Annotated in this window: 24 protein-coding genes, 1 pseudogene and 1 riboswitch; of the genes and pseudogenes, 14 read left to right on the top strand and 11 right to left on the bottom strand. The window is 68.3% G+C overall.

Translation table 11 applies throughout. From position 1 onward, the window contains the following. Positions 1–11: 11 nt before the first annotated feature. From dmpE to ACTJKF_RS06360, 4 genes are all read right to left on the bottom strand, one after another. Entirely contained in the window at positions 12–794 is a 783-nt protein-coding gene (dmpE, locus tag ACTJKF_RS06375; protein WP_440622714.1) for a 2-oxopent-4-enoate hydratase, read from the bottom strand. A 106-nt stretch (positions 795–900) separates the two neighbouring features. Further along, positions 901–2283, bottom strand: coding sequence for a DUF1329 domain-containing protein (locus ACTJKF_RS06370; RefSeq protein WP_440622713.1), 1383 nt, complete (start codon positions 2281–2283; stop codon positions 901–903). A 41-nt stretch (positions 2284–2324) separates the two neighbouring features. Beyond that, positions 2325–3890: a DUF1302 domain-containing protein gene (locus ACTJKF_RS06365; protein WP_440622712.1), complete on the bottom strand. Its 1566-nt coding sequence runs from the start codon at positions 3888–3890 to the stop codon at positions 2325–2327. A 139-nt stretch (positions 3891–4029) separates the two neighbouring features. Next, positions 4030–4809 carry an SDR family oxidoreductase gene (locus ACTJKF_RS06360; protein WP_440622711.1) on the bottom strand — a complete coding sequence of 260 codons (780 nt, stop codon included), beginning with the start codon at positions 4807–4809 and terminating at the stop codon, positions 4030–4032. 138 nt (positions 4810–4947) lie between these two features. Between ACTJKF_RS06360 and ACTJKF_RS06355 the strand changes: the two genes are divergently transcribed. The 5 genes and pseudogenes from ACTJKF_RS06355 (at position 4948) to ACTJKF_RS06335 (ending at position 7912) form a co-directional block, all read left to right on the top strand. Further along, positions 4948–5784 carry an alpha/beta fold hydrolase gene (locus ACTJKF_RS06355; protein ID WP_440622710.1) on the top strand — a complete coding sequence of 279 codons (837 nt, stop codon included), beginning with the start codon at positions 4948–4950 and terminating at the stop codon, positions 5782–5784. A 63-nt stretch (positions 5785–5847) separates the two neighbouring features. Further along, positions 5848–6636: an SDR family NAD(P)-dependent oxidoreductase gene (locus ACTJKF_RS06350; protein WP_440622709.1), complete on the top strand. Its 789-nt coding sequence runs from the start codon at positions 5848–5850 to the stop codon at positions 6634–6636. An 8-nt stretch (positions 6637–6644) separates the two neighbouring features. Next, positions 6645–6968 (top strand): annotated as a pseudogene (locus tag ACTJKF_RS06345) (electron transfer flavoprotein subunit alpha/FixB family protein); the annotation flags it as partial. A 3-nt stretch (positions 6969–6971) separates the two neighbouring features. Continuing rightward, positions 6972–7502, top strand: a complete 531-nt coding sequence (locus tag ACTJKF_RS06340) for an acyltransferase (protein ID WP_440622708.1) — start codon at positions 6972–6974, stop codon at positions 7500–7502. A gap of 158 nt (positions 7503–7660) precedes the next feature. Continuing rightward, on the top strand, positions 7661–7912 hold the full coding sequence (locus ACTJKF_RS06335; protein WP_440622706.1) for a hypothetical protein: 252 nt from the start codon (positions 7661–7663) through the stop codon (positions 7910–7912). Between the two features lie 23 nt (positions 7913–7935). On the opposite strand, the gene ACTJKF_RS06330 is transcribed toward ACTJKF_RS06335, so the two are convergent. Beyond that, positions 7936–9099 (bottom strand): MFS transporter, encoded by a 1164-nt coding sequence (locus ACTJKF_RS06330; protein WP_440622705.1) that lies wholly within the window; start codon positions 9097–9099, stop codon positions 7936–7938. 230 nt (positions 9100–9329) lie between these two features. Here ACTJKF_RS06330 and ACTJKF_RS06325 point away from each other — a divergent pair, with 230 nt between their 5' ends. Genes ACTJKF_RS06325 through ACTJKF_RS06315 form a run of 3 tightly spaced genes read left to right on the top strand, consistent with a single transcriptional unit; the run spans position 9330 to position 11166 of the window. Continuing rightward, positions 9330–9974: a DUF1326 domain-containing protein gene (locus ACTJKF_RS06325; RefSeq protein WP_440622704.1), complete on the top strand. Its 645-nt coding sequence runs from the start codon at positions 9330–9332 to the stop codon at positions 9972–9974. Beyond that, positions 9971–10762: a DUF2182 domain-containing protein gene (locus ACTJKF_RS06320; RefSeq protein WP_440622703.1), complete on the top strand. Its 792-nt coding sequence runs from the start codon at positions 9971–9973 to the stop codon at positions 10760–10762. Before ACTJKF_RS06325 ends, ACTJKF_RS06320 begins: the two co-directional genes overlap by 4 nt. Positions 10763–10812: 50 nt before the next feature. Further along, a complete protein-coding gene (locus ACTJKF_RS06315) occupies positions 10813–11166 on the top strand; it encodes a copper-binding protein (RefSeq protein WP_440622702.1) in 354 nt (117 codons plus the stop codon). 104 nt (positions 11167–11270) lie between these two features. On the opposite strand, the gene ACTJKF_RS06310 is transcribed toward ACTJKF_RS06315, so the two are convergent. Together ACTJKF_RS06310 and ACTJKF_RS06305 are read right to left on the bottom strand one after the other, a co-directional pair. Continuing rightward, positions 11271–11900, bottom strand: a complete 630-nt coding sequence (locus ACTJKF_RS06310; RefSeq protein ID WP_440622701.1) for an EcsC family protein — start codon at positions 11898–11900, stop codon at positions 11271–11273. A gap of 239 nt (positions 11901–12139) precedes the next feature. Beyond that, entirely contained in the window at positions 12140–12601 is a 462-nt protein-coding gene (locus ACTJKF_RS06305; RefSeq protein ID WP_440622700.1) for an Lrp/AsnC family transcriptional regulator, read from the bottom strand. Between the two features lie 115 nt (positions 12602–12716). Between ACTJKF_RS06305 and ACTJKF_RS06300 the strand changes: the two genes are divergently transcribed. Next, positions 12717–13355, top strand: a complete 639-nt coding sequence (locus ACTJKF_RS06300; protein ID WP_440622699.1) for a LysE/ArgO family amino acid transporter — start codon at positions 12717–12719, stop codon at positions 13353–13355. Positions 13356–13377: 22 nt separating this feature from the next. Here ACTJKF_RS06300 and ACTJKF_RS06295 read toward each other — a convergent pair whose 3' ends face one another. The 3 genes from ACTJKF_RS06295 to ACTJKF_RS06285 all read right to left on the bottom strand — a co-directional run bounded on the left by ACTJKF_RS06295 (position 13378) and on the right by ACTJKF_RS06285 (position 17555). After that, positions 13378–13695 carry a hypothetical protein gene (locus ACTJKF_RS06295; protein ID WP_440622698.1) on the bottom strand — a complete coding sequence of 106 codons (318 nt, stop codon included), beginning with the start codon at positions 13693–13695 and terminating at the stop codon, positions 13378–13380. Positions 13696–13920: 225 nt separating this feature from the next. Then, positions 13921–15846 carry a TonB-dependent receptor domain-containing protein gene (locus ACTJKF_RS06290; protein WP_440622697.1) on the bottom strand — a complete coding sequence of 642 codons (1926 nt, stop codon included), beginning with the start codon at positions 15844–15846 and terminating at the stop codon, positions 13921–13923. 340 nt (positions 15847–16186) lie between these two features. After that, a riboswitch (cobalamin riboswitch) is annotated at positions 16187–16378 on the bottom strand. Positions 16379–16499: 121 nt separating this feature from the next. Next, a complete protein-coding gene (locus ACTJKF_RS06285; protein WP_440622696.1) occupies positions 16500–17555 on the bottom strand; it encodes an AraC family transcriptional regulator ligand-binding domain-containing protein in 1056 nt (351 codons plus the stop codon). Positions 17556–17724: 169 nt separating this feature from the next. Between ACTJKF_RS06285 and ACTJKF_RS06280 the strand changes: the two genes are divergently transcribed. The 5 genes from ACTJKF_RS06280 to ACTJKF_RS06260 are packed head-to-tail and all read left to right on the top strand — an operon-like array spanning position 17725 to position 21499. Then, entirely contained in the window at positions 17725–18069 is a 345-nt protein-coding gene (locus tag ACTJKF_RS06280) for a hypothetical protein (RefSeq protein ID WP_440622695.1), read from the top strand. Beyond that, positions 18059–18691 carry a Dabb family protein gene (locus ACTJKF_RS06275; protein ID WP_440622694.1) on the top strand — a complete coding sequence of 211 codons (633 nt, stop codon included), beginning with the start codon at positions 18059–18061 and terminating at the stop codon, positions 18689–18691. The genes ACTJKF_RS06280 and ACTJKF_RS06275 overlap by 11 nt, the downstream gene beginning before the upstream one ends. 55 nt (positions 18692–18746) lie before the next feature. Beyond that, positions 18747–19739, top strand: a complete 993-nt coding sequence (locus ACTJKF_RS06270; RefSeq protein ID WP_440622693.1) for an NADP-dependent oxidoreductase — start codon at positions 18747–18749, stop codon at positions 19737–19739. A 58-nt stretch (positions 19740–19797) separates the two neighbouring features. Continuing rightward, complete coding sequence (locus ACTJKF_RS06265; protein WP_440622692.1) at positions 19798–20673, top strand: SDR family NAD(P)-dependent oxidoreductase; 876 nt, start codon at positions 19798–19800, stop codon at positions 20671–20673. Position 20674: 1 nt separating this feature from the next. After that, positions 20675–21499 (top strand): SDR family NAD(P)-dependent oxidoreductase, encoded by an 825-nt coding sequence (locus ACTJKF_RS06260; protein ID WP_440622691.1) that lies wholly within the window; start codon positions 20675–20677, stop codon positions 21497–21499. Between the two features lie 62 nt (positions 21500–21561). Here the strand turns inward: ACTJKF_RS06260 and ACTJKF_RS06255 are convergent, their stop codons facing one another. Further along, positions 21562–21795, bottom strand: coding sequence for a hypothetical protein (locus ACTJKF_RS06255; protein ID WP_440622690.1), 234 nt, complete (start codon positions 21793–21795; stop codon positions 21562–21564). Positions 21796–21936 lie beyond the last annotated feature (141 nt).

Below are 21936 nucleotides of genomic sequence, written 5' to 3'. Positions count from 1 at the left end.
GCTGGGTTCCTTTAGATAAAGCGGACGTCGCAGCCGCCGATGCCGGAGATGTGCATCGACAACGCGTCGCCGGCCGTGACCGGAATCAGTTTCGCGAGCGAGCCGGACAGCACGATCTCGCCGGCGAGCAGTGGCACGTCGTAGTCGGCGAGCGTGTTCGCGAGCCACGCGACCGCGTCGGCGGGATGGCCGAGCGCCGCATCGCCGCGGCCTTGCGCCACGGGTTCGCCGTTCTTCTCGATCGTCATCTCGCACGCGGCGAGATCGAGCGTGCGCGGATCGACGCGCGCATCGCCGAGTACGAAGACGCCGCACGACGCGTTGTCGGCGACGGTGTCCTCGATGCGGATCGCCCAGTCGCGAATGCGCGAATCGACGATCTCGAAGCAGGGGGCGACCGCGGCGGTCGCGGCGATCACGTCGGTGCGGTCGATGCCGGGGCCGCGCAGGTCGCGTGACAGGATGAACGCGATCTCGCCTTCGGCGCGCGGCGCGATCAGCGACGCGGTGGCGATCGCCGCGCCGGCCGTGTAGTGCATGCCGGACAGCAGGATCCCGAAATCGGGTTGGCGCACGTTCAGCATGTCCTGCACGGCCTCGCTCGTGACGCCGATCTTCTTGCCGACCACCGATTCGCCGCACTCGACGCGGCGTTCGATGAAGCGTTGCTGGATCCGGTACGCATCGTCGACGGACAGCCGGCGCGGCCGCCCCGACAGCGGCGCGACCGGCGCGCGGGAATGCCACGCGGCGTACAGCTCGTCGCCGAGCGCCGCGTGCAAGCGGTTGGACATGGTATGGCCCTCGAATGAAAAAGGCCGCCGCCCAGGGCGGCGTCGTGCGCCGGAGCCGGGCTCCGGCGCACAGGTCGCGGGCGTGCCGCGTGCCTCGTCAATGCGCTTAGTTACCCGAACTGCGGATCCCGTCCGGCGAGAAATACGCGTCGCTGAACTGCGGGCTGTTGTCGAGCTTCGGCATCGGGCCTTCGTTCGTCAGGCGGTCGGCCATGTACGCACCGGAGACGAGGTCGTGATAGAACACGACGCCGGGATAGAACGTCTTCGCATCGAACGCGTAGAGCGTCGTGGCGACGTTGGTGCGCCAGAGCTGGCCGCGCGCGTCATAGTTGTCGGCGAGCAGCGTGATCCACGAATCCTCGTCGAGGTACAGCACGCGCTTCGCGTACTGGTGACGATAGCCGCTCTTCAGCGTCGCCTGCAGCACCCACACGCGGTGCAGCTCGTAGCGGATATAAGCCGGGTTCTCGTGGCCCTTGCCCAGCAGCTCGCCGTACTTGACCGAGCTGTCCATCGCCTTGTAGTTGTCGTACGGCACGTAGATCTCGCGCTTGCCGAGGATCTTCCAGTCGTAGCGGTCGCCCGAGCCGTTGAAGAGCCGGTCGTCGTCGACGGTGCGGAAGCCGCCCGGGCCCATCGGCTGGTCGTAGCCGTACTCGGGCGCCTGCCGCACGCGCCGCGTGCCGGGGTTGTACATCCACGTGCGCGACGCGTTGTCCGCGCCGGCCTTGTCCCAGTTCGTGAACGACAGGATCAGCGAGCCGCGGTCCGACAGTGGCAGGTCGGTGGCGACGCGCGCATAGGTGCGGTTGTTCTGGTCGCTCTTCACGTCGTACTTGCCGACGTTGCGCGGCGAGTAGATGTCGTAGCGCACCTTGCCCCATGCGATGTTGCCGTCGGAATAGACGACCGCCTGGTCGTAGGTCGCCTGCTCGGTGCCGATCGCCGACGACATGCGCTGGTTCCACAGCAGTTCGGCGGCGGTTTTCGGAATCGGGTAGGGCACCTGCGGCGGCGCATTGGTCAGCCCGTTCGAGTCGGACGTCATCGTCGAATCGGGTGCGTACGTGCGGATGTCCTTGTAGACGGAGTCCGCGTAGCGGAAGTCGCGATGGCTCGGATAGACGTTGATCCTGAACGTCGCCGGGTAGCGCTTGAACATCGCCTTCTGGCCGTCGGTCAGGTGCTCCGCGTACTGCGCCATGTTCTCGGCGGTGATCGTCGCGATCGGCTTCTCGTTCGCGAACGGATCGGGGTAGCGGCCGCCGCGCTTGTACTGCACGTCGGGCGGCGTGCCGAGCCACTTGCCCGACCACTCCGGCACGCCGTTGTCCTTGCTCGCGGCGCGCAGCGCGCCCATCGGCGTCAGCGGGCCGTCGAGCGCCTTCAGGTCGTCCGGCGTGACCTTCGGGAACGACGCCGTGGCGACGAGCGCGCACGCGGCCATCACCGACGCGCGCAGGAGGGGGAGATGAATGCGTTTCATGACAAATCCTCTTCGTGCTGAGTGACGAGCGGCCGGGCCGCTCAGAAGTGGTAGGTCGCCGTGGCGAGCACGTAGTCGCGATCCGCGAGTGGCCGCGTGACGGGGTTGGGCGAACCGAGGAATTTGGCGTAGACGAGCGACAGCTGCAGGTTGCTCAGGCGCGTGAAGGTCACGCCGGCCGTCACGCGGTGATCGCCCTGGCCGGTCAGCGAGCCGAGCGCGCCCGCGAGCGGCGACGTGCCGGTGAGGTCGTGCGTGTAGGTCAGCGGCACGTCGAGATCCCAGCCGTTGAACACGTTCTTGTAGCTGAGCGTCCACGCGATCTCCATCGCGAGCGCGTTGCGCGAGTTGGCGAGCGTCGTCGAGCCGTCGAGCTCGGAGATGCTGCCCGCATGCACGTACGTGAGTTCGCCGATCAGCGACTGCGAGTTCGCGAGGACGCTCGGGCCGATCGAATAGATGCCCGACAGGTTGGTCTGCAGCACGTTCGCGCGCGTCGACTGCGGGCCGGTCGGCGTGTTGACGAGCACGGCCGCGCCCTGGCGGTACGACACCTCGCCCGCGACGTTCACCGGGCCGACCTGCGTCGAGAAGCTCGCGCCGGTCAGCTTGATGTTGCTGAAATAGGTCTGCTGGTACTGGAGCGTCGGGAAGTACGTCGTGACGACGCTCGGGTTCATGTCGTTGTAGTGCAGGTGGTACAGGCCGAGCTCGGTGTCGCCGAGCACGCGGATGCGCGCGCCGATACCCCACTGGTTGCGCGCGCTCGGCTTGTCGTCGGGGCCGCGCGGAATGATCATCCCGCCCGGGCCGATGATGAATTGCGCGCCCGGGCCCGTCACGTCGGAGTAGCTCCAGTACGTGCCGGGCGCGGTCAGGCGGTTCTGTTGATAGGAGAACTGGTAATAGCCGAGCAGGCTGAAGGTCGGCGTGATCTGCCATTGCGTCGCGATCTGCGGCACCGGCAGCAGGATGTCCTTCACCTCGGCACCCGCCATGTACGACTTGGTCGCGTCGGCCGGCCCCTGTGCGCCCGCGATGTTCGGGAAGAACAGGCTTTCGCCCCACGCGACCACCTGGTCGCCGACCTTCACGTTCAGGCTCGTCGAGCCGAGATGGAACGTGTTGTACGCATACGCGGCGAGCAGCGTCGTGTGGCCGCCGGACCAGTAGCGCGCGTCGCTCGTGAAGTTGTTGTACGGGCCCGACTGGTTCACGGTGCCCGGCGCGTCGTTGTAGTTGGGGCGGTGATAGGCCTGGTCGTAGAACGTGTTCGCGCGAACGAATACGCCCCAGTCGTCGTGCTTCAGGTTCGCTTCGCCGAGCAGGCTGACCTGGTTCTCGATCAGCTTGTTCTTCGCGAAGTTGCGGTCGCCGTCGTCGCCATTGATGTTCGCGGGCGTCAGCAGGTTGCCGTTCGGCGCACGCGTGCGCATGCCGAGACCGTAACCGAGCGTGAACGTGTAGTCCAGCGTCGTGTCGGCGCCGAGGTCGATCGTGCTGCCGGCGTGCGCGTTGGGAACGGCACACGTCAGTAGCGCGGCGGCCAGCGTCGACAGCGTGGCGGTGGCCCGCTTGTCGGTACGGCGCGAAATCCGTTGATGCATGGTGTCTCCTCTGGGTATCGACGACGGTCGACTGTGGTTGTCGTGAGAGGCAGGGTAGGGAGATCGCGGTAGCAGGGAATCGTCAAAATGAACTAGATGACTTCCCTAGGACTGGAAACGATCGCTGGTGCCGCGCGTGTCATCGCGCGTCGGCCTGCGCTGCCGACAGGAAGGCAGGCCGCTCCCCGCCGCCGTCGAGCCGCAGGTTCGCGCCGGACGTGTACGACGCATCGGGCGACGCGAGGAACAGGCAGGCCGACGCGACGTCGTCGGGCGTCGCGAGTCGTCCGGCGGGAATCGTCGCGCGGATCGCGTCGAGGGCCGCGGCGTCGCCGTAGTGGCCTTCGGTCGCGGATTCCGTCTGCACGAGGCTCGGGCTGATCGCGCACACGCGCACGCGCGGCGCCCACTCGACGGCCAGCGACGTGACCGCATTGACGAGGCCCGCTTTTGCGGCGCCGTACGCGGCGGTGCCGGGCGACGGCCGCGATGCGCTGACGCTCGCGATGAACAGCATCACGCCGCCGTGCGGCTGCGGCTGCATGATCGCGTTCGCGCGCTGCGCGAGTTGCAGCGGCGCGATCAGGTTCAGCCGCACGATCGCTTCGGTGAAGCGCGGCGACGCGTCGGCCGCGAGCGCGAACGGCGAGCCGCCCGCGTTGTTGACGAGCACGTCGAGGCCGCCGGCCGCAGCGCGGATCGTCGCGAGCATCGCATCGACGTGCTCGATCTCGCGCAGGTCGGCGGCGATGAAGCCGGCGGTGCGCCCGCCGGCCGAAGGCGGCGTGTCGGGCGCGCTGCGCCCGCACACGAACACGCGCGCGCCGGCCGCGAGAAACTGCTCGGCGATGCGCCGCCCGATGCCCTTGGTGCCGCCCGTCACGAGCACCGTCTTGCCGCTGTAGTCGAATCCGTTCATCGTCTGCCTCCGTTTCGGTGGCCCGATGATAGAAACAAGCGCGCGCGGCTTCGTAGTCTGAAAGGATGATGCCGGCCGGCGCCGGCGGCGCAATCATCGTGGCACGCATCCAGCGACCGACGAAGGAGACAACCCGCGATGACGACCCCCAAGACGCCGCCGGCCGGCATCTTCACCGACGTACCGGGCGGCTTGCGCCTGCACCATTTCGAGGCGGGCGAAGGCCGCCCGGTGGTGTTCATCCACGGCAGTGGACCGGGCGCCAGCGGTTTCAGCAACTTCAAGCACAACTATCCGGCTTTCGCGGCCGCCGGCCATCGCGCGATCGTCGTCGACCTGCCGGGCTACGGGCAGTCGTCGAAGCCGTCCGACGTCGCCTACACGCTCGATTTTTTCGTCGACGCGTTGCATGCGCAGCTGTCCGCGCTCGGCATCGGGCCGGCCGTGCTGCTCGGCAACTCGCTCGGCGGCGCGATCGCGCTGAAATACGCGCTCGATTACCCGGACGACGTCGACGGGCTGATCATGATGGCGCCCGGCGGCGTCGAGGATCGCGACACCTATTTCCGGATGGAAGGGATCCAGCGGATGGTGAAGCTGTTCACCAATCGCCAGATGAATGACGACACCATGCGCGAACTGCTGACGCTGCTGGTGCACGATCCGGCGATCGTCACCGACGCGCTCGTCGCCGAGCGGATGAAGGTGTGCGTCGAGCAGCCGACCGAAGTGCTGTCGACGATGAGCGTGCCGAACCTGACGGGCGCGCTCGGCGACTTGCGCTGCCCGGTGCTTGGCTTCTGGGGCACGGACGACCGCTTCAATCCGGTCGGCGGCGCGCTGACGTTCCTCGAACGCTGCCGCGATGCGCGCTTCGTGCTGCTGAACCGCTGCGGCCACTGGGTGATGGTGGAGCACGCGGCGTATTTCAATCGGGAATGCGTCGATTTCCTCGCCGCGCCAGCGGCGCGATGAGGCGCGACGGTTTCGATGACCGGCCCTTGCGCGGCCGGTTCGCCTGAATACAAGGGAGACATCATGAAACTCATCGAAGACCTGTTCGACCTGCGCGGCAAGGTGGCCGCGATCACCGGCGGCGCGCGCGGCATCGGCGCGGAAACGGCACGCACGCTGGCCGCGGCCGGTGCGAGCGTCGCGATTCTCGACGTGCTGTCGCAGCCGGCGGAAGCGCTCGTCGAGGCGATTCGCGCACAGGGCGGCCAGGCCGCGTTCTGGTCGCTCGACGTGACGCACGAGGCCGACGTGGCGCGCGTGTTCGGCGAGATCGTCGCGCGCTTCGGGCGGCTCGACGTGCTCGTGAACAACGCGGGCATCGAAGGGCACAACGTGCCGACGCACGAACTCACGCTCGCGCAGTGGCAGCGCGTGCAGGACGTGAACGTCAACGGCGTGTTCCTGTGCACGCGCGCGGCGATTCCGCATCTCGAAGCGGCCGGCGGCGGTTCGATCGTGAACCTGTCGTCGATGTACGGGATCGTCGGCGGCCCGGACGTGCCCGCGTATCACGCGTCGAAGGCCGCGGTGCGGATGATGGCGAAGGTCGACGCGATGCTGTACGCGGCGAAGAACATTCGCGCGAACTCGGTGCATCCGGGCTACATCCGCACGCCGATGCTCGAGGACGCGTTCCGCCAGATGGGCCAGGATCCGGACGCCGCGTTCGCCTACATGCAGACGCACGTGCCGATGGCGAGGATCGGCAGCCCGCGCGACATCGCGGCCGGCATCCTGTATCTCGTGTCGCCGGCCGGGCGCTACGTGACCGGAGCGGAGCTCGTGATCGACGGCGGATATACCGCGCGCTGACGCGCCGCGGCAATCGCAACGCAACAGGAGACAGGCCGTTGAAAGTGCTCGTGGCAGTGAAGCGCGTGGTCGACGCGAACGTGAAGGTCGGCGTGAAGTCCGGCTACGTACCGAACGACTACCAGGTCGGCCAGACCGGCAAGATCGTCGCGCCGCAGCTGTACATCGCGGTCGGTATTTCAGGCGCGATCCAGCACCTGGCCGGCATGAAGGATTCGAAGGTGATCGTCGCGATCAACAAGGATCCGGACGCGTCGATCTTCAGCGTGGCCGACTACGGTGTCGTCGGCGACCTGTTCACGCTCGTGCTCGAAGCGGCCGCGGTGCTCTGAGCGATGCCGCTGTTCGAATTCAACGGCATGCAGCCGCGCGTCGATCCGTCCGCGTACGTGCATCCGAGCGCGGTGGTGATCGGCGACGTGACGATCGGCGCGGGCTGCTACATCGGCCCGCATGCGAGCCTGCGCGGCGATTTCGGCGCGATCGTCGTCGACGACGGCAGCAACGTGCAGGACGGCTGCGTGCTGCACGTCGGCATCGGCGCGACATGCCGGCTCGGCGTGAACAGCCATGTCGGCCACGGCGCGATCGTGCACGGCGCGACGCTCGAGCCGGACACGATGATCGGGATGAACGCGGTCGTGATGGATGGCGCGACGATCGGCGCGACCACCATCGTCGCCGCCTGCGCGTTCGTGAAGGCCGGCTACGACGTGCCGCGCGGCGTGCTGCTCGCGGGCGTGCCGGGGCGGGTGGTGCGGCGGCTGTGCGACACGGAGATCGACGCGAAGGCGAGCGGCACGCGCATCTATCAGCAACTCGCGGTGGATTGCCTGAAGACGCTCAGGCGGATCGACGGCGCGTAAGCGATGCGCGTCATCGGTCATGGCTGTTCTCGGGGTTTATGCGGATGGCGATTCGCGGTCGTGCACGCCGGTCGCGACGTTCTTGCGGGATCGATTGCCTGATGCGGCGTGGGTGCCTTAAGATCGGCGTCAGACCAGCCCACCGCCTCCGGCGCCGAATGAAAACGAATATACGCCTGCGCATCGCCATCATCGCTTCGGCTTTCGCCGTCTATCACGTATTCATGCACGTCCAGTGGGTCGTCAGCGGTTGCATCGAATTTGTCGGGCGCCGGCATTGCAGCTTCGAGAACAGTGCGAATTTCGAAGGGATGATGGACTTCGACCTGCTGCTGACCTGCGCGTGGGTCGCCGGCGCGGTCATGGCGTGGTTCGCCGTCGCGCAACAGGCGCCGAAGAAGCCCGGTTAGCCGCACCGGCGCCGCGCCGCCGCCTACCGCGCGTCTGCCGGCGCCAGCCGGTCGTGCAGGATCGCAAGCGACAGCGCCGCGAGACCGCAGCTTGCGATCAGCATCAGCAGCGCGCCCTTGCCGGCGTGCACCATGACCCAGCCGCCGACCGACGGAAAGCCGAACGTGCCGATGAAATACGACGCGACGAACCACGTCAGCACGCCGTGCTGTTGCGTGTCGGCGCAATCGTCGAGCGCCTGCGCCTGGATGACCGGGTACGCGAGCCCATAGCCGGCGCCGAGCAGGATCGCCGAGACCGACTGGAACGATGCATGCACGGACGCGCCGAACATCGCGAGCGCACCGAGCAGCATCGTCACCAGCAACCCCTTGGTCGCGGTTTCGGGGCGCGCCATCCTGACCCATCTTCCGAGCAGCCAGCGCGCGGTCACCACGGTCATCGTGTAAAGGCTGAAGAATGTGCCGGCACGTGCTTGCGTGCCTTGCACGAACGACATCTGGAACGTCATCAGGCCGGAGAACACGCAGGTGCCGAGTGCGATCATCGCGATCGGCAGCGCCGCGCGCGTGCGCGAGATGGCACCGAGATCGCGTACCCAGCGGCCGCTGGCCGTGGCGGTGGGCGGGCGCGGACACAGACGGCCGAAGGCCTCCAGCATCAGCGACGCCAGCACGCACAGCGCGCCGACCGCATAGAGCGTGTCGGCGATCGACCAGTGGAGCAGCCGCATCGCATACGCGGCAAACGCCGGCGCGGCGCCGATTCCCGTCATCTGGAAGGTCGCCGACCGGAAGAACCACCGGTTTCGCGCGGCGCCGCTGGTGCGCTCGGCGAGCGACATCGGCGCGGCCAGGTGAAACGCGCCCCAGCCGAAGCCGACCAGGAAGCCGGACGGCAGGTCGGCGGACGGCGCGCGCCCGGCGAGCGCGAAGCCGACGATCCCGGCGCCGATGCACAGCGACGCCAGCGCGGCGATCCGCGCGGTGCCGATCTGCCGCGAGAACCAGCCGACCATCGCCAGGTCGGCGAAGGTGCCGACCGTCGCGGCGGCCAGCGCCGCGCCGGTATCGAGGTCGCTGCCGCCGAGCGTGCGAAAACGCATCGACAGCAGGAAAGTTGCACCGTAGCCGCCCGCGGTGAGCAGGGTGCCGACGAGGAAGAGCAACGCACTTTGAACGCGCATGACAGCGATCCGGGTGGCAACGGCAACGGTCGGGGAGGCGTCGACTGCGAGACAGTATGGACCAGGACCGGTGCGGGATGCCCGCATTCGTGATGCCGCGGCAGTGCCGCAGGCTGTTGCCGGACCGGGCGCGCCCGCGATTTGCCGAACGCCCCCGCGCGCTTTGCTTTCCCCGGTGCGGTGCACTAGATTCGAAACGGTACGTGTCACCGACCGCGCGAGGTGAAGCCATGACACCGTGGGAGATTCAGGGAACCGAGCTGATGAACTGCAATTGCTCATACGGTTGCCCCTGCCAGTTCAATTCGCTGCCGACACACGGCAGTTGCGAAGCGATGGGTGCGATTTCGATCGACAGCGGTCACTACGGCGACGTGGTGCTCGACGGCGTCCGGATCGCGGTCGTGTTCCAGTGGCCCGGGCCGATTCACGAAGGCCATGGGCGGTGCCAGCCGATCGTCGACGAACGCGCGAGTCCCGCGCAATGCGAGGCCGTGCTGAAGATCATGACCGGTCAGGATACCGATCCATTCGCGACGATGTTCGCCGTGTTCGCGTCGACGCTCGAGCAGGCATTCGAGCCGATCTTCGCGAAGATCGAATTCGACGTCGATGTCGATGCGCGGCGCGGCCGGATCAGCGTCGACGGCGTGTTCGACGTCGTCGGCGAACCGATCCGCAATCCGGTGTCGGGTGCAGAGCATCGCGTGCGGATCGACCTGCCGCACGGGTTCGAATACGAGCTGGCCGAGATCGGTTCCGGCACCGGCCGTTCGCGCGGGCACATCGAGCTGAACCTCGAGCGGACCTATGCGCAGTTCGCACGGCTGCATCTGAACAATCACGGGCTGATCCGGCATCGCGTCGCCGCATGATCCCCGTGGACGAGTTGCTCGGGCGCGAGCGCGTCGTCACGCTGCTCGGCATGGCCGCGCTCGTCGGCGCGTGCTGGGCCTACCTGTGGACGGGGGCCGGCACCGGCATGTCGGCGCTGGACATGACGGCGCTCGCGCTGTTCCCGCATCGGCTGGCCGACGGCATGGGCAGCATGGATCCGTCGCTGGCGACGGTGATCCTGATGTGGTGGGTGATGATGATCGCGATGATGACGCCCGGCGCGGTGCCGCTCGTGCTGTTGTACCGGCGCGTGCTGCGGCATCGCGACCCGGACGGTGCCCGGGCGGCCGTCACGTCGACGTGCCTGCTGGCCGGCTATCTCGCCGCGTGGTTCGCGTTCTCGGTCGCCGCGGCCGTGCTGCAGCGGCTGCTGCAGCCGGCCGGCCTGATCTCCGGGATGATGCTGTGGTCGAAGAGCGCCGCGTTGTCCGCGATCGTCCTCGCGCTGGCCGGCGCCTATCAGTTTTCGCCGCTGAAACGGGCATGTCTGCGGCAATGCCGGTCGCCGGTGCGGTTTCTCACCACGTACTGGCGCCCGGGCGTGACGGGCAGCTTCCTGCTCGGCGTGCGGCACGGCGCGTATTGCGTCGGCTGTTGCTGGCTGCTGATGGCGTTGCTGTTCGTCGGCGGCGTGATGAACGTCGTGTGGATCGTCGCGTTGTCGCTGGTCGTGCTGGTCGAAAAGGTGCTGCCGGGTGGCGAGCGGGCCGGCCGTGCGCTGGGCGTCGTGCTGATCGCGTGGGCGGTCGCGACGTTGCTGGTGTAGCGGGCGTGTCCCCTTCACGGTTGCTGCCTGCTGCGCGAGGGAGGCTATCGTTGACGATCCGGGTGATCGGCATCGCGGGCGTCGGCGCGATGGCCGTCGTCGCGACGCCGGCGCATGCGGGAGGCAGCATGTCCGACACGAACATGGGCGACATCAAGATGTCGGCGCCGGACACTGCGCTGACCGATGCCGAAGTGGAGCGGATCGATGCCGCGCACGGGATGGTGACGCTGAAGCACGGTGCGCTCGAGAACGTCGGGATGGCGCCGATGACGATGGCGTTCAAGACGGGCGACCCGGCGATGATCGAGTCGCTGCATCTGGGCGACAGGGTCAAGGTCCGGATCGAGCGCGTGAACGGTGAGCTCACGATCGTGAAGCTCGTGAAGCTCGTGAAGCGGTGATGAGCGTTGCCGCGAGCGCGGCAGCGGCTTGTTGAAAGCGTCGCCGCCGCTTCGGCGAGCGACCCGTGGCGCGATAGGCCGGATCGCGTTCCGGCGAATATCGTCTATGCCGATTCGATGAACGTATCCCGAGCGACGTTGCCCACCAGATTGGTCGTTACGGAGTCGAACGTCGCACCGACGATTCCGCCCAGAATGGGTACCGCCTTGCCCAGATTGATCACGCCGCTGGTACCGAACTTCGTCACCAGGCGGAAACCGATTGCCTTGTTGATGTTGACGATCGTCGTTCGACTGATGCTCTTGATCGAATTGATGGCGACCTTTTGCGCGATCACGATGCCGGCATCCTTCAGGATGTCCTTCATCGCGCTGCCGGCGAGGCAGGCATAGGCCAGCGCCTTGACGCGATCGTCGTGGGGATCGTGGCCGCCGATACAGGCAATGGCGGCAATCATTCTCAGTTGAAGATAGAGGACGCTCGCCACGTTCGCGGGAATCGATACCGGCAATGTCACGATGCCGCCGAGACCGGTCAGAAAGCCGGAGGTCGCGGCCTTGGTGTTTTGCCAGCGAATCAGGGAGTTGGCCGCGTCGATGGCCGAATCGTTGCTCTTCTCGTATTGCGCCGCCAGTTCCTCGGCCGTTCCCGTTCCGGGTATGCCGTTCAATGCCTTGTCGTAAGCCCATTCAAGGGCTTGTTGAATTTTCGACTCAGTCAACTCGTTTGCCATTTTGTCTCTCGTGTTCTCGATGCCCGGACAGCCGGGCAACCCGTAGCGATTCGTCCCTGGTTCGACGCGCGTTGCCAGGGGATCGTCGATATAACGGCAGGCATCGAGAAAACATTAGGGCAGGAACACGGCGGATAGGCGACACGAGGCAGGTTTCTTCCGGCCGCCTGCAGCGAGATCGGCAATCGGCCATTCAAGTGACGTCGTCGTCGCAGGCGTCGCCACGATGACGCATTTCGTCACCCCCGAATGCCCTTGCTCGCGGCGGCCGGGCGCGCCAGCCCGCGCACCGGCAGCGGCGTCGACATCACGATCGACGTGCGCGTTTCGCCGTACAGGTTGATGCGCTCGATCAACTGCTCGAGGTGCGCCATGCTGATGGCGACGAAGCGCATCACGTAGGAATCCGCGCCGGTCACATGATGGCACTCGACCACTTCGGGAATCGTCTCCAGCAGCTTCAGGAATTTCGCCTTCGCCGGCTGCGGCACCGTGATGCCGATCAGCGCGCTGACCGGATAGCCGGCCGCGGCCGGGTTGACCCGCGCCGTGTAGCCGTCGATCACGCCGGCCGATTCGAGACGCTTCACGCGTTCCGTCACCGCCGGCACCGACAGGTGAACCTGGCGCGCCAGCTCCGTGTAGCTGATGCGGCCGTTGGCCTGCAGCAGCGCAAGTACCTTCCAGTCGAGTTCGTCCATCGCGGCGGCGTTTTTAAGGTGAAGCGGCCATTTTTCCTTAAAAACCGCCTTCAGCGGCGATCGGACTTTCCCTACGATGGCGGTTCTGGTCATTGCATGTCGCGAGGAGCCGACCATGCTGTTCATCAAGTCCTTCGTGATGGGGTTGTCGATCGCGGTGCCGGTCGGTCCAATCGGCATGCTGTGCATCCAGCGCAGCCTGAGCCGCGGTTTTCACACCGGGTTCGCGACGGGCGTCGGTGCCGCGTGCGCCGATGCGATCTACGGGCTGCTCGGCGCGCTCGGCATCGCAGGCATCGTCACGGCATTCCCGATGCTGACCGTCGGCCTGAAAATCGGCGGGGGCGCGTTCCTCGTGTGGCTGGCGTGGACCATCGCGCGGCAGGCGCCGGCCGCGTCGGCGAGGCAACGCGACCTGCCGCGCACGACCGTGCTGCGCGATTTCCTGACGACGTTCGGCCTGACCCTGTCGAACCCGATGACGATCCTGTCGTTCGTCGGGATTTTCGCGGCGCTCGGCCCGTTGCCGGCGGCCCGGGAAGGCGCGATGGGGTTGACGGTGGCGCGGATGGTCGCCGGCGTGTTCATCGGCTCCGCGACCTGGTGGCTGTGCCTGAGCAGCGCGACCGCCGCGCTGCGCACGACGATGTCGTTCGCGTTCATGCACGGGCTGTCGCGCGTGTCGGCCGCCGTCATCGCGGCATTCGGCGCGATCCAGCTGGTCGCGGGCGTGCGTGGCCTTGTCTGGCCCTGAAGCGGGGCGCGTTGCGCCAGCTTTATCGTCTGGGTCCTTTCATGCGTTCCGACTCCATCGCCGCATACCATTCCTCATTCGCCTCGGTAGGGTCCATCGCTTCGTCAAGCGATGCCGCCGCGCGCTCGGCGGCCAGTCGGGCTTCGTCCGCGGGGGACGCGATATCGCCGTCGTCGTCAGCGGGGGGCTGCAGCATGTCCTTGAGCATTGCGCTCAACTCCGGCGTGTCCCATGGCAGCCCACGCCGCGTTCGGTCCTTGATGTAGTGCCGCACTTCCGCGTCCTGCTCCGCAGTGAGCGGCAGGCCTCGGAAGGTGCTTTGGGGGGCAGAGTCAGCCACCACGTTCTCCTGCGTCTATGGCGTTTTCAGTGTACTCGCCATTGCGGCCACCAGAGCAGTAAACACGGCGCGCTTGCTCGTGGCGGACGGTGGATTCATGACATGCCCCCGCACGAGTGCGGCTTCACGACCGCTCGCACTTGACCCGACCCGTCGGCGCTGCCCCGGCCAACTTCCCGACCGAGGCCTCGCCGCACACCGCGCCGAGGCCTCCGCATCAGCCCGTCAGAACGTATAGCTGACCTTGCCGAACGCGGTGCGGCCGAGCGTGTTGTAGCCGTACGCGGTCATGTACTGGCGGTCGAACAGGTTCGACAGCGTCGCCGACACCGTCAGATGCGCGTTGATCCGGTACGACGCGCGCAGGTTCACGCTCAGGTACGACGGCAGGTACGTCGTGTTGACCGGGTCGTCGAACGTCGTGCCGCCGTAGGTCAGCGACGCGCCCGTGCTCAGTGCGTGCAGGTGAAATTCGTCCCACGTGTGGTCGACGTTCACGCTGACGGTCTGGCGCGGCCGGCGGTTCAGCCAGCTGTCGTTGGTTTCGTCCTGCGGGTTCAGGAACCCGATCGCGACGCTCACCGGCGTAGAGCGGCCGATCGTGCCCTTGTACGACAGGTCGATGCCGCGGATATGCGCGCGGCCGATGTTCATCGGCGAGAACGTCGCGGGGTTGTACGCGATCAGGTTGTTGACGCGCGTGTCGTAGATCGCGGCGCTGAACGTGCCGTACGCGGTGTTCGCGTCGAGCGCGGCCTCGACCGAATCGCTGCGTTCGGGGTTCAGGTCCGGATTGCCGTAGCCGGGGTAATACAGGTCGTTGAAGCTCGGCAGGCGGAACGCGTTGCCGTACGACACGCGCGCCGTATAAACCGGCGTGATCGCCCAGGCGAGCGCCGCGTTGCCGGTGTTCACGGCTTTCCCCGCGATGATCTCGTGACGGCCGGCGACGAACATCGTCACGCTGCCGAGCGTCGCCGACTGATGCAGCGAGAACGCGGAATCGTTGCGCGTCGGCACGCCGTCCGGCACGTCGATCGGCAGGAACGCCTGCTCGCGCGTGAAGTCGTACGCGATCTTCGTCTCGCCGGACAGCGGCAGGCCGAACAGATGGAAGCCGTGCGCCTGATGGGTCAGCGACGTCGACGACGTGATGCGCTGCGAGTTGATCTGGTCGGTCGGAATGGTCGGGTCGCTCGCATACAGGAACTGGCGATCGTTCGCATAACCGAACGACTGGTCGAACTGCGTGTCGGGCGTGATGTCGAGATGGAACGCGAGGCCGGTCGTCAGTTGATGATCGAGCTGGCGGTCCGCATAGCCGGCGTTGTCATAAGACAGGTCGGAACGGTGAACCAGCGCGAACGTCGAGATCGACCAGTTGTCGCGCGCATAGCCGAGGCGCGCATCGAGATCCTGCGCATGGTACGGATTGCGGCCGTCCTCGTGGTACGGCAACACGGGCCGCGTCGCGTCGATGCCGGCCGTGTTGTAGTCGTGCAGCCCGAGTGCGTAGGTGAGGCCGCCGAGCGCGGCGAGCGGCCCCGTCGACGGCACGGTGCCCGACGTGCGCAACTGCGTGTCGAAGGTCTTGTTCGAGCCGCCGCCGAACGACACGATGGTCCGGTTCGGCTGGTTGGCCGCGCGGCGCGTGAACAACTGCACGACGCCGCCCATCGCGTTCGCGCCGAACGACGCGGCGGCCGGCCCCGAAATCACCTCGACGCGCTCGAACGCTTCGGTCGGCAGGTCGGCCCACGGCGCGACGCCGGTGGTCGGCGAGCCGATCCGGATCCCGTCGATGAACACCGCGACCTGGCTGGCCGACGAGCCGCGAATGCTGACCGACGCCGAGGATCCCGGGCCGCCGGTCTGCGAGACGGTCACGCCCGGCAGCGTCGCGAGCGCCTGCGTGATGCTCGGGTCGTTCGGCGACAGCCGGTCGAGATCGGCGCGCGTGAGCACCTGCGTGGTCGCATAGCGCTGGTCGAACGACTCGGGCAGGTGGCGCGTGTCGGTCACGCTGATGGTCGGCAGGTCAGCGCCGTCCGCGGGCTGCGCCTGCGTAGGCGCCGTGTCGCCGGCAGCATGGGCGATCGGGGAGAGCAGCGCCGTGGCGGCGGACGTGGCGAGAAGGTGGCGAAGGTTCATGAGGCAGCGAAGCGTGATCGTGTTGCGGGTACGGCGAGCGTAAGCGGAGGGCGGTGCGTGCCGCCCGGGTTCGTGTCGGTTCGCGGAGAGGCCGGGCAGCATGTGCGGTTGTCGCGCGAGTCGTCATCGCACGTGTCGAACGTGATGGAGGTGACGAACGAGACGCGCGCCGGCACGCCGCGCGTGAGGGCGGCGATGCGAGGGCGCGACGCTTCCCGCGTGGAAGCGAATTCGGCAAGCGTGGACATCGGAAGGGTCCTGAGGTCGGGCCGTCCATGCAACGGAGCGACCGCCAACGGCGGTGCCTGGCGCATCGGGACACCCCGCCCGGTGCGGCTGCTTGGACCTCGGGTCGATGGCAGGTCTCCTGGCTCGCGGGTCGTCATTCGCGCCGGCCTTCCCGGTTTCCCAGTGGCGTGCGGTGGCGCGGATTCGCCGCTTACAGTTGCGGGGGCAGCCGCAGATTCGAGGCGTGGCCTCCCTGCGTTCCCTTTTGATCCCGTTCCGGGGAACCATCAGCGCGCAAGCGTAATGGCGAGCGCTCCGGTGCGTCAATTGCCGGGGTGCCCGGGATGCGAAAAAACGTCAGTGTTCGCCGAATGTTTTCCAGGTCCTTGCGCTTGGGGCGTTCGAACCGCGCTTCCCGTCGGGTTTCACGTCTGATGAAACGGCATGCCGGCGGCGCTGCCGTCGCGCCGGAACCGGCTCGGCGCCACGCCCGTCCATCGCACGAACGCGCGCCGGAACGCTTCCTCGCCGCCGAACCCGAGATGCGCGGCGATCCGCGCGACCGGCCAGTCCGATTCGCGCAGGCAGCGTCGCGCGACGTCGGCCAGGCATTGCTCGCGCAGCACGTGGTAGCCGCTGCCTTCGGCGCTCAGCCGCCGCCGCAAGGTCGCCTCGCTGACGCCGAGCCACGCCGCCAGCTCCGCGAGCGCCGGCAGCGCCTGCTCGCGGGCGAGCGCCGCGTCGAGAAAGCCGCGCACCTGCTGCGACCATGACACGACGGCCGGCGTCGCATCGATCAGACGAAACGGAAAATCGACGAGGAACGCGGTGAGCTCGCCCGGCTGGCGGATCACGCGGGCGTCGAGCCGCGTCGCGTCGAACGCGAAGCCGTAGGTCTTGCGGCCGACGTGGACCGGCGCGTTGAACAGGCCGAGCAGCGGCATCGCGTCGTCGCGGCGCGGATGGCCGAGCCAGACTTCGTCCGGCCGCAGCGGCTGCCCGATCAGCCAGCCGAACAGCTGCAGATAGCAGAACAGCCCGGTCAGGTCGACGAGGCACGCGGCCGGGCTGCGTGTGCGGCGCAGCGAATCCATCCGGAACATCGCGTGCCCGTCGCGCACCGTCAGCGACAGCACGCCGGCGCGCGGCGTCAGCATCTCGCAGAACTCGGCCGCGCAGCGGATCGCCTCGGCGAGCGTCGCGCAACTGAGCAGGCAGCGGCACATCAGGTCGACTTCCTGCTTGCGCATCGGCGGATGGCCGTCGCCGCGCGCGACCTGCGCTTCGAGCCGCTCGATCGCGTCGCGATACAGCGCGACGAAGCCGCGGGGCGTCGTGGCCGACGCGGCGGCCACGGCAGGCGACGCCGGCGATGGCGGCGATGGCGTCGGCCGCACGCCGCTGCGCGCCAGTTCGTCGAGCAGGCGGGCGCCGAGGCCCGGCAGCACGCGGCCGCGTGCCGGCAATGCGCGCTGTTTCATGTGTCTCCCAATGTGAGCGTTGCGACAGGGGCCGGTGAGCGGGCCGGTAGGGGTTCGCCGCGCGCCGCCACGCAAGAATGCTATCCATGCCGGCCGCTTCCGGCCTCGCCGGAACGGCGTAGGCGGCCGGTTTCGCTTCCCGCCGCGAACCCTCCGAGACGACCCGCGCATGATCCAGATCGTAGACGAAATCACCCTCGAGCCCGAGCGCATTCCCGACGTCCTGGCGCTGCTGCGCGAGCGCTACCTGCCGGGCCACGCGGCACGCGGACTGACGGCCGGCGGCCGCTGGGTGTCGCCGCCCGTCGCGGTGCCGGGGCAATCGAGCACGCTGTGGCTGACGTGGCAGGTCGCCGACGCACCGTCGTACTACCGGATGCGCGCACTGACCGACGGCGACGTCGTCGCGTTCTGGATGGCCGTCGACGGGCTGTGCGATGCCCGCCGCCGCCATGTGATGACGGACGCCGATACGCCGCTGCCCGCCCTGACGGAGGTCGGCCATGCGGCATGACACGGCCCAGATCCATGTTGCGGCGACCGACGATGCGGGCGCGTTCGAACGTGCGGTGCGCGATGCCGCGCTGGCGTTACCCGGCGCGACCCGCGTGGTGCTCGCGCGCAATCTCGACGGCTGCTGGGGCGCGGGCGATTACACGCTCGACGTGCTGCGCGACGAGCGGGCGACCGGTCAAACGATGGATGTCACCGCGCTGGCCCGCTTACCGGGCGTGGTCCGAATCGATGGCGCCGCGTGCCGGGCGATCGGCGGCGGCCTGCGCGAACCGGCGCTGCGCGACGGTATCTGGCGCACGCTGATGCTGCGTGTGCGGCCAACGGCCGCCGCAACGCAGGTGCGCGAGCTCGAACGCGAACTGCTTCGCATGCCCGCGTTCATGCCCGGCATCCGCAACTGGCGGCTGAGCCGCATCGTGACGCCGGGCGCATGGACGCACGTGTGGCAACAGGAATTCGCGCACGTCGGCGATCTGCTCGGCGAATACCTGCTGCATCCGTATCACTGGGGCTGGGTCGATCGCCGCTTCGATGCAGAAAGTCCCGACTGGACGGTCGATGCGATCTCGCACGCGTTCTGTCCGCTCGCGTCGAGCCTGCTGGCCGACACGGCGGCGTGACGCGAGGCGCACAGCACCCCTTCGCGATACCAACGACAACCCTGGAGACACCACCATGCGAGCCTTGCTGATCGATCGCGTCGGCCATTCCGACGCGCTGCGACTGGCCGACGTTCCCGCCCCGAAGGCGGGCCCCGGCGACGTGCTGATCCGCGTTGCCTGCGCGGGCGTCAATCCCGCCGACTGGAAATGCCGCGAAGGCTATCTCGGCGCGTTCATGCAGATCACGTTTCCGTTCGTGATCGGCTTCGACGCGGCCGGGGTGGTCGAGGCGGTCGGCGACGGCGTGGACGGTTTCGCGCCCGGGATGCGCGTGTTCGCGCAGACCGACGTCGGTGCAGGGCGCTGGGGCGCCTATGCGGAATATGTCGCGGTGCGCCACGACTCGGTCGTGCGGCTGCCCGACGCGGTCAGCTTCGCGGAGGCGGCCGCCACGCCGACGCCCGCGCTCGCCGCGTGGGCCGGCCTGTTCGACGACGGCGGGCTGCGTGCCGGGCAGCGCGTCCTCGTGCACGGCGGCGCGGGCGCGGTCGGCACGTTCGCGATCCAGCTGGCCGCGCAGGCCGGCGCGCGGGTCGCGGCGACGTGTTCGGCCCGCAATCGCGCGAGCGTCGCATCATTCGGCGCGGCGGCGAGCATCGACTACCGCGCGCAGGACATCGCGGCGGCCGTGCGGGAATGGGCGCCAGGCGGCGTCGATCTCGTGCTCGACGCGGTCGGCGGCGACACGCTGCCCGCCCCGCTCGATCTGCTGGCACCGGGCGGCACGCTCGTGAACATCATGACGCTCATGGCCGGCGATGCGGAGCGGCTGGCCGCGACGAGCGCCGAAGCCGCGCGGCGCGGGTTGCGCACCGCGATGACCTACAGCCGGATGCCGAGCGGCGCCACGCTCGCGGCGATCGCCGAACGGCTCGGCCGCCGTGCGTTGCGCGTGCCGCGCTTCGACCGTTTCCCGCTCGAACAGGCGGCGCGGGCACTCGATCTCGTTCAAACGGGCGACGCGAAAACCAAGTTCGTGCTGCACGTTGCGGATATCGCGCACTGAAGCGCACTGAAGCCGAACGCGCCAGCCCCGACACGACATCCTCTTCACCGGAGACATCATGACCGACCCCCGAACCGCGACGCTCGCAGGCAAATGCGCGCTCGTGACCGGCGCGAGCCGCGGCATCGGCCGCGCGATCGCGCAGCGCCTGGCATCCGAAGGCGCGACCGTCGTCGTGACGGCGCGCAGCCTCACGCAATCGGCCACGACCGCCGGCACGCTCGCCGAAACGGTCGCGCTGATCGAACAGGCCGGCGGCCGCGCGATCGCACTCGCGGCCGACCTGTCGAACCCGGCCGAGCGCGACGCGCTCGTCGCGCGCGCGGCCGCGGCGGCCGGCGGCCTCGACATCCTCGTGAACAACGCGGGCGTGGCCGACTACGCGTGCGTCGACACCATGCCGATGACGATGTTCGACACGACGATCGAGCACTATCTGCGAATCCCGTTCGCCCTGAGCCAGGCCGCGATTCCGCTGATGCGCGCACGTGGCGCCGGCTGGATCGTGAACGTCGGCTCGGTCACCGCGCTCGCGCCGCTGCGACCGTTCGACGATTTCGCGCGGGCGGGCGGCGCGACCGTCTATGCGGCGGCCAAGGCCGCGCTGTCGCGCTTCACCCAAGGGCTCGCGGCCGAACTCGAAGCCGACGGCATCGCGGTGAACCTGGTCGCGCCGAGTACCGCGATCCGCACGCCGGGCGCGGCCCGCTACATCCCCGAAGGCTATCCGACCGAGGACGTCGCGTATCTCGCGGAAACCGCGCTCGCGCTGTGCAGCCTGCCGGCGCGCGAGCGCACGGGCCTGGTCACGCACAGCCTGCATTTCCCGCGATCGTTGGGGCTTGCCGTGCGTTCGCTTGACGGCCGCACGCCGTTGCCGCCGCCCGCGATTCCCGCGTATGCGCATCCCCACATCGACCCGACAGGACTTTGACATGACGAACCCGATTCGCTTCGACGGCGGCACCGCCGTGATTACCGGCGCGGCCAGCGGCATCGGCAGCGGGCTCGCGCGCCACGCGGCCGCACTCGGCATGCGCGTCGTGCTGGCCGACCTCGACCCGGCGAAGCTCGACGCGTTCGGCGCGACGCTCGACACCGACGTGCTGTGCGTGCCGACCGACGTGAGCCGGCCGGAAGCCGTCGACGCGCTGGCCGACGCCGCATGGCAGCGCTTCGGCGGCGTCGACCTGCTGTTCAACAACGCGGGCGTGATGGCGACCGGTTTCAGTTGGGAAATCACGCCGGAACGGTTCGAACGCAGCTTCGCGATCAACGTGCACGGCGTGATGAACGGAATCCGCAGCTTCGTGCCGCGGATGCTCGAACGCAACGTGCCGGCGCGCATCGTCAATACCGCGTCGGTCGGCGGGTTCCTGCCGAGTCCGTTGATGTCGCCTTACTCGGCGACGAAATTCGCGGTGGTCGCGCTGACCGAATCGCTGTACGGCGAACTGAAGATGCTCGGCGCGCCGGTCGGCGTGTCGCTGCTCGCACCGGGCCCGGTGCAGTCGGGCATCTTCAACGACCCGTTCGGCACCGCGCACGACCGGCCCGAGGTGCAGGGCTTCGTCGACACGATGCGGTCGATGCTGAACGCACACGGGCTCGCGCCTGATGCGTTCGCCGCGCGGGTGTTCGACGGCATTCGCGACGGACGCTACTGGCTGATTCCGCAGCCGGAGACGCTCGACGGCGCGCTGCAACGGCGCACCGCGGACATCCTTGCCGCCCGCGATCCGTCGCTGCCTTCGTTGTGACGGGGTGATGCCGGGATGCCGTGACGCGGGCCGGCCGACCGATACGGCCGGCGCATGCGGCGTTACATATGCGTGCCGGCGTGCGTGCGGCCGCTCGGATCGCCACCGCGATCGGGCGGCGTATTGTTCTGATCGATCTTCGCGAGGACGAAGCCCGCGGCTGAATGATGGGTGGCCTGGGCGACGTGGTCGCGTGGCGAGGTGGCAGCAAAACCGGATGACATGGCGTTCGGTTGAGCGAACGCCGAGAGGGAGGCTGCCGCGAGGGCGGCGGCGACGATCGCGTGCGTGTTCATGGTGGCTCCTTCTTCACGACTGGCTGCGGGACGACCTAATCAGTCTAGGGCGCGAAACTTAACGCGGCGTGAAGGAGCGGCGGGGGGGGGGGGGGGGGGGGGGGGGGGGGGGGGGGGGGTGGGGGGGGGGGGGGGGGGGGG

The sequence above is a fragment of the Burkholderia sp. 22313 genome, assembly GCF_052045245.1.
In the GTDB taxonomy this organism is placed as follows: domain Bacteria; phylum Pseudomonadota; class Gammaproteobacteria; order Burkholderiales; family Burkholderiaceae; genus Burkholderia.
This window is presented reverse-complemented; position numbering and strand designations above follow the sequence as displayed.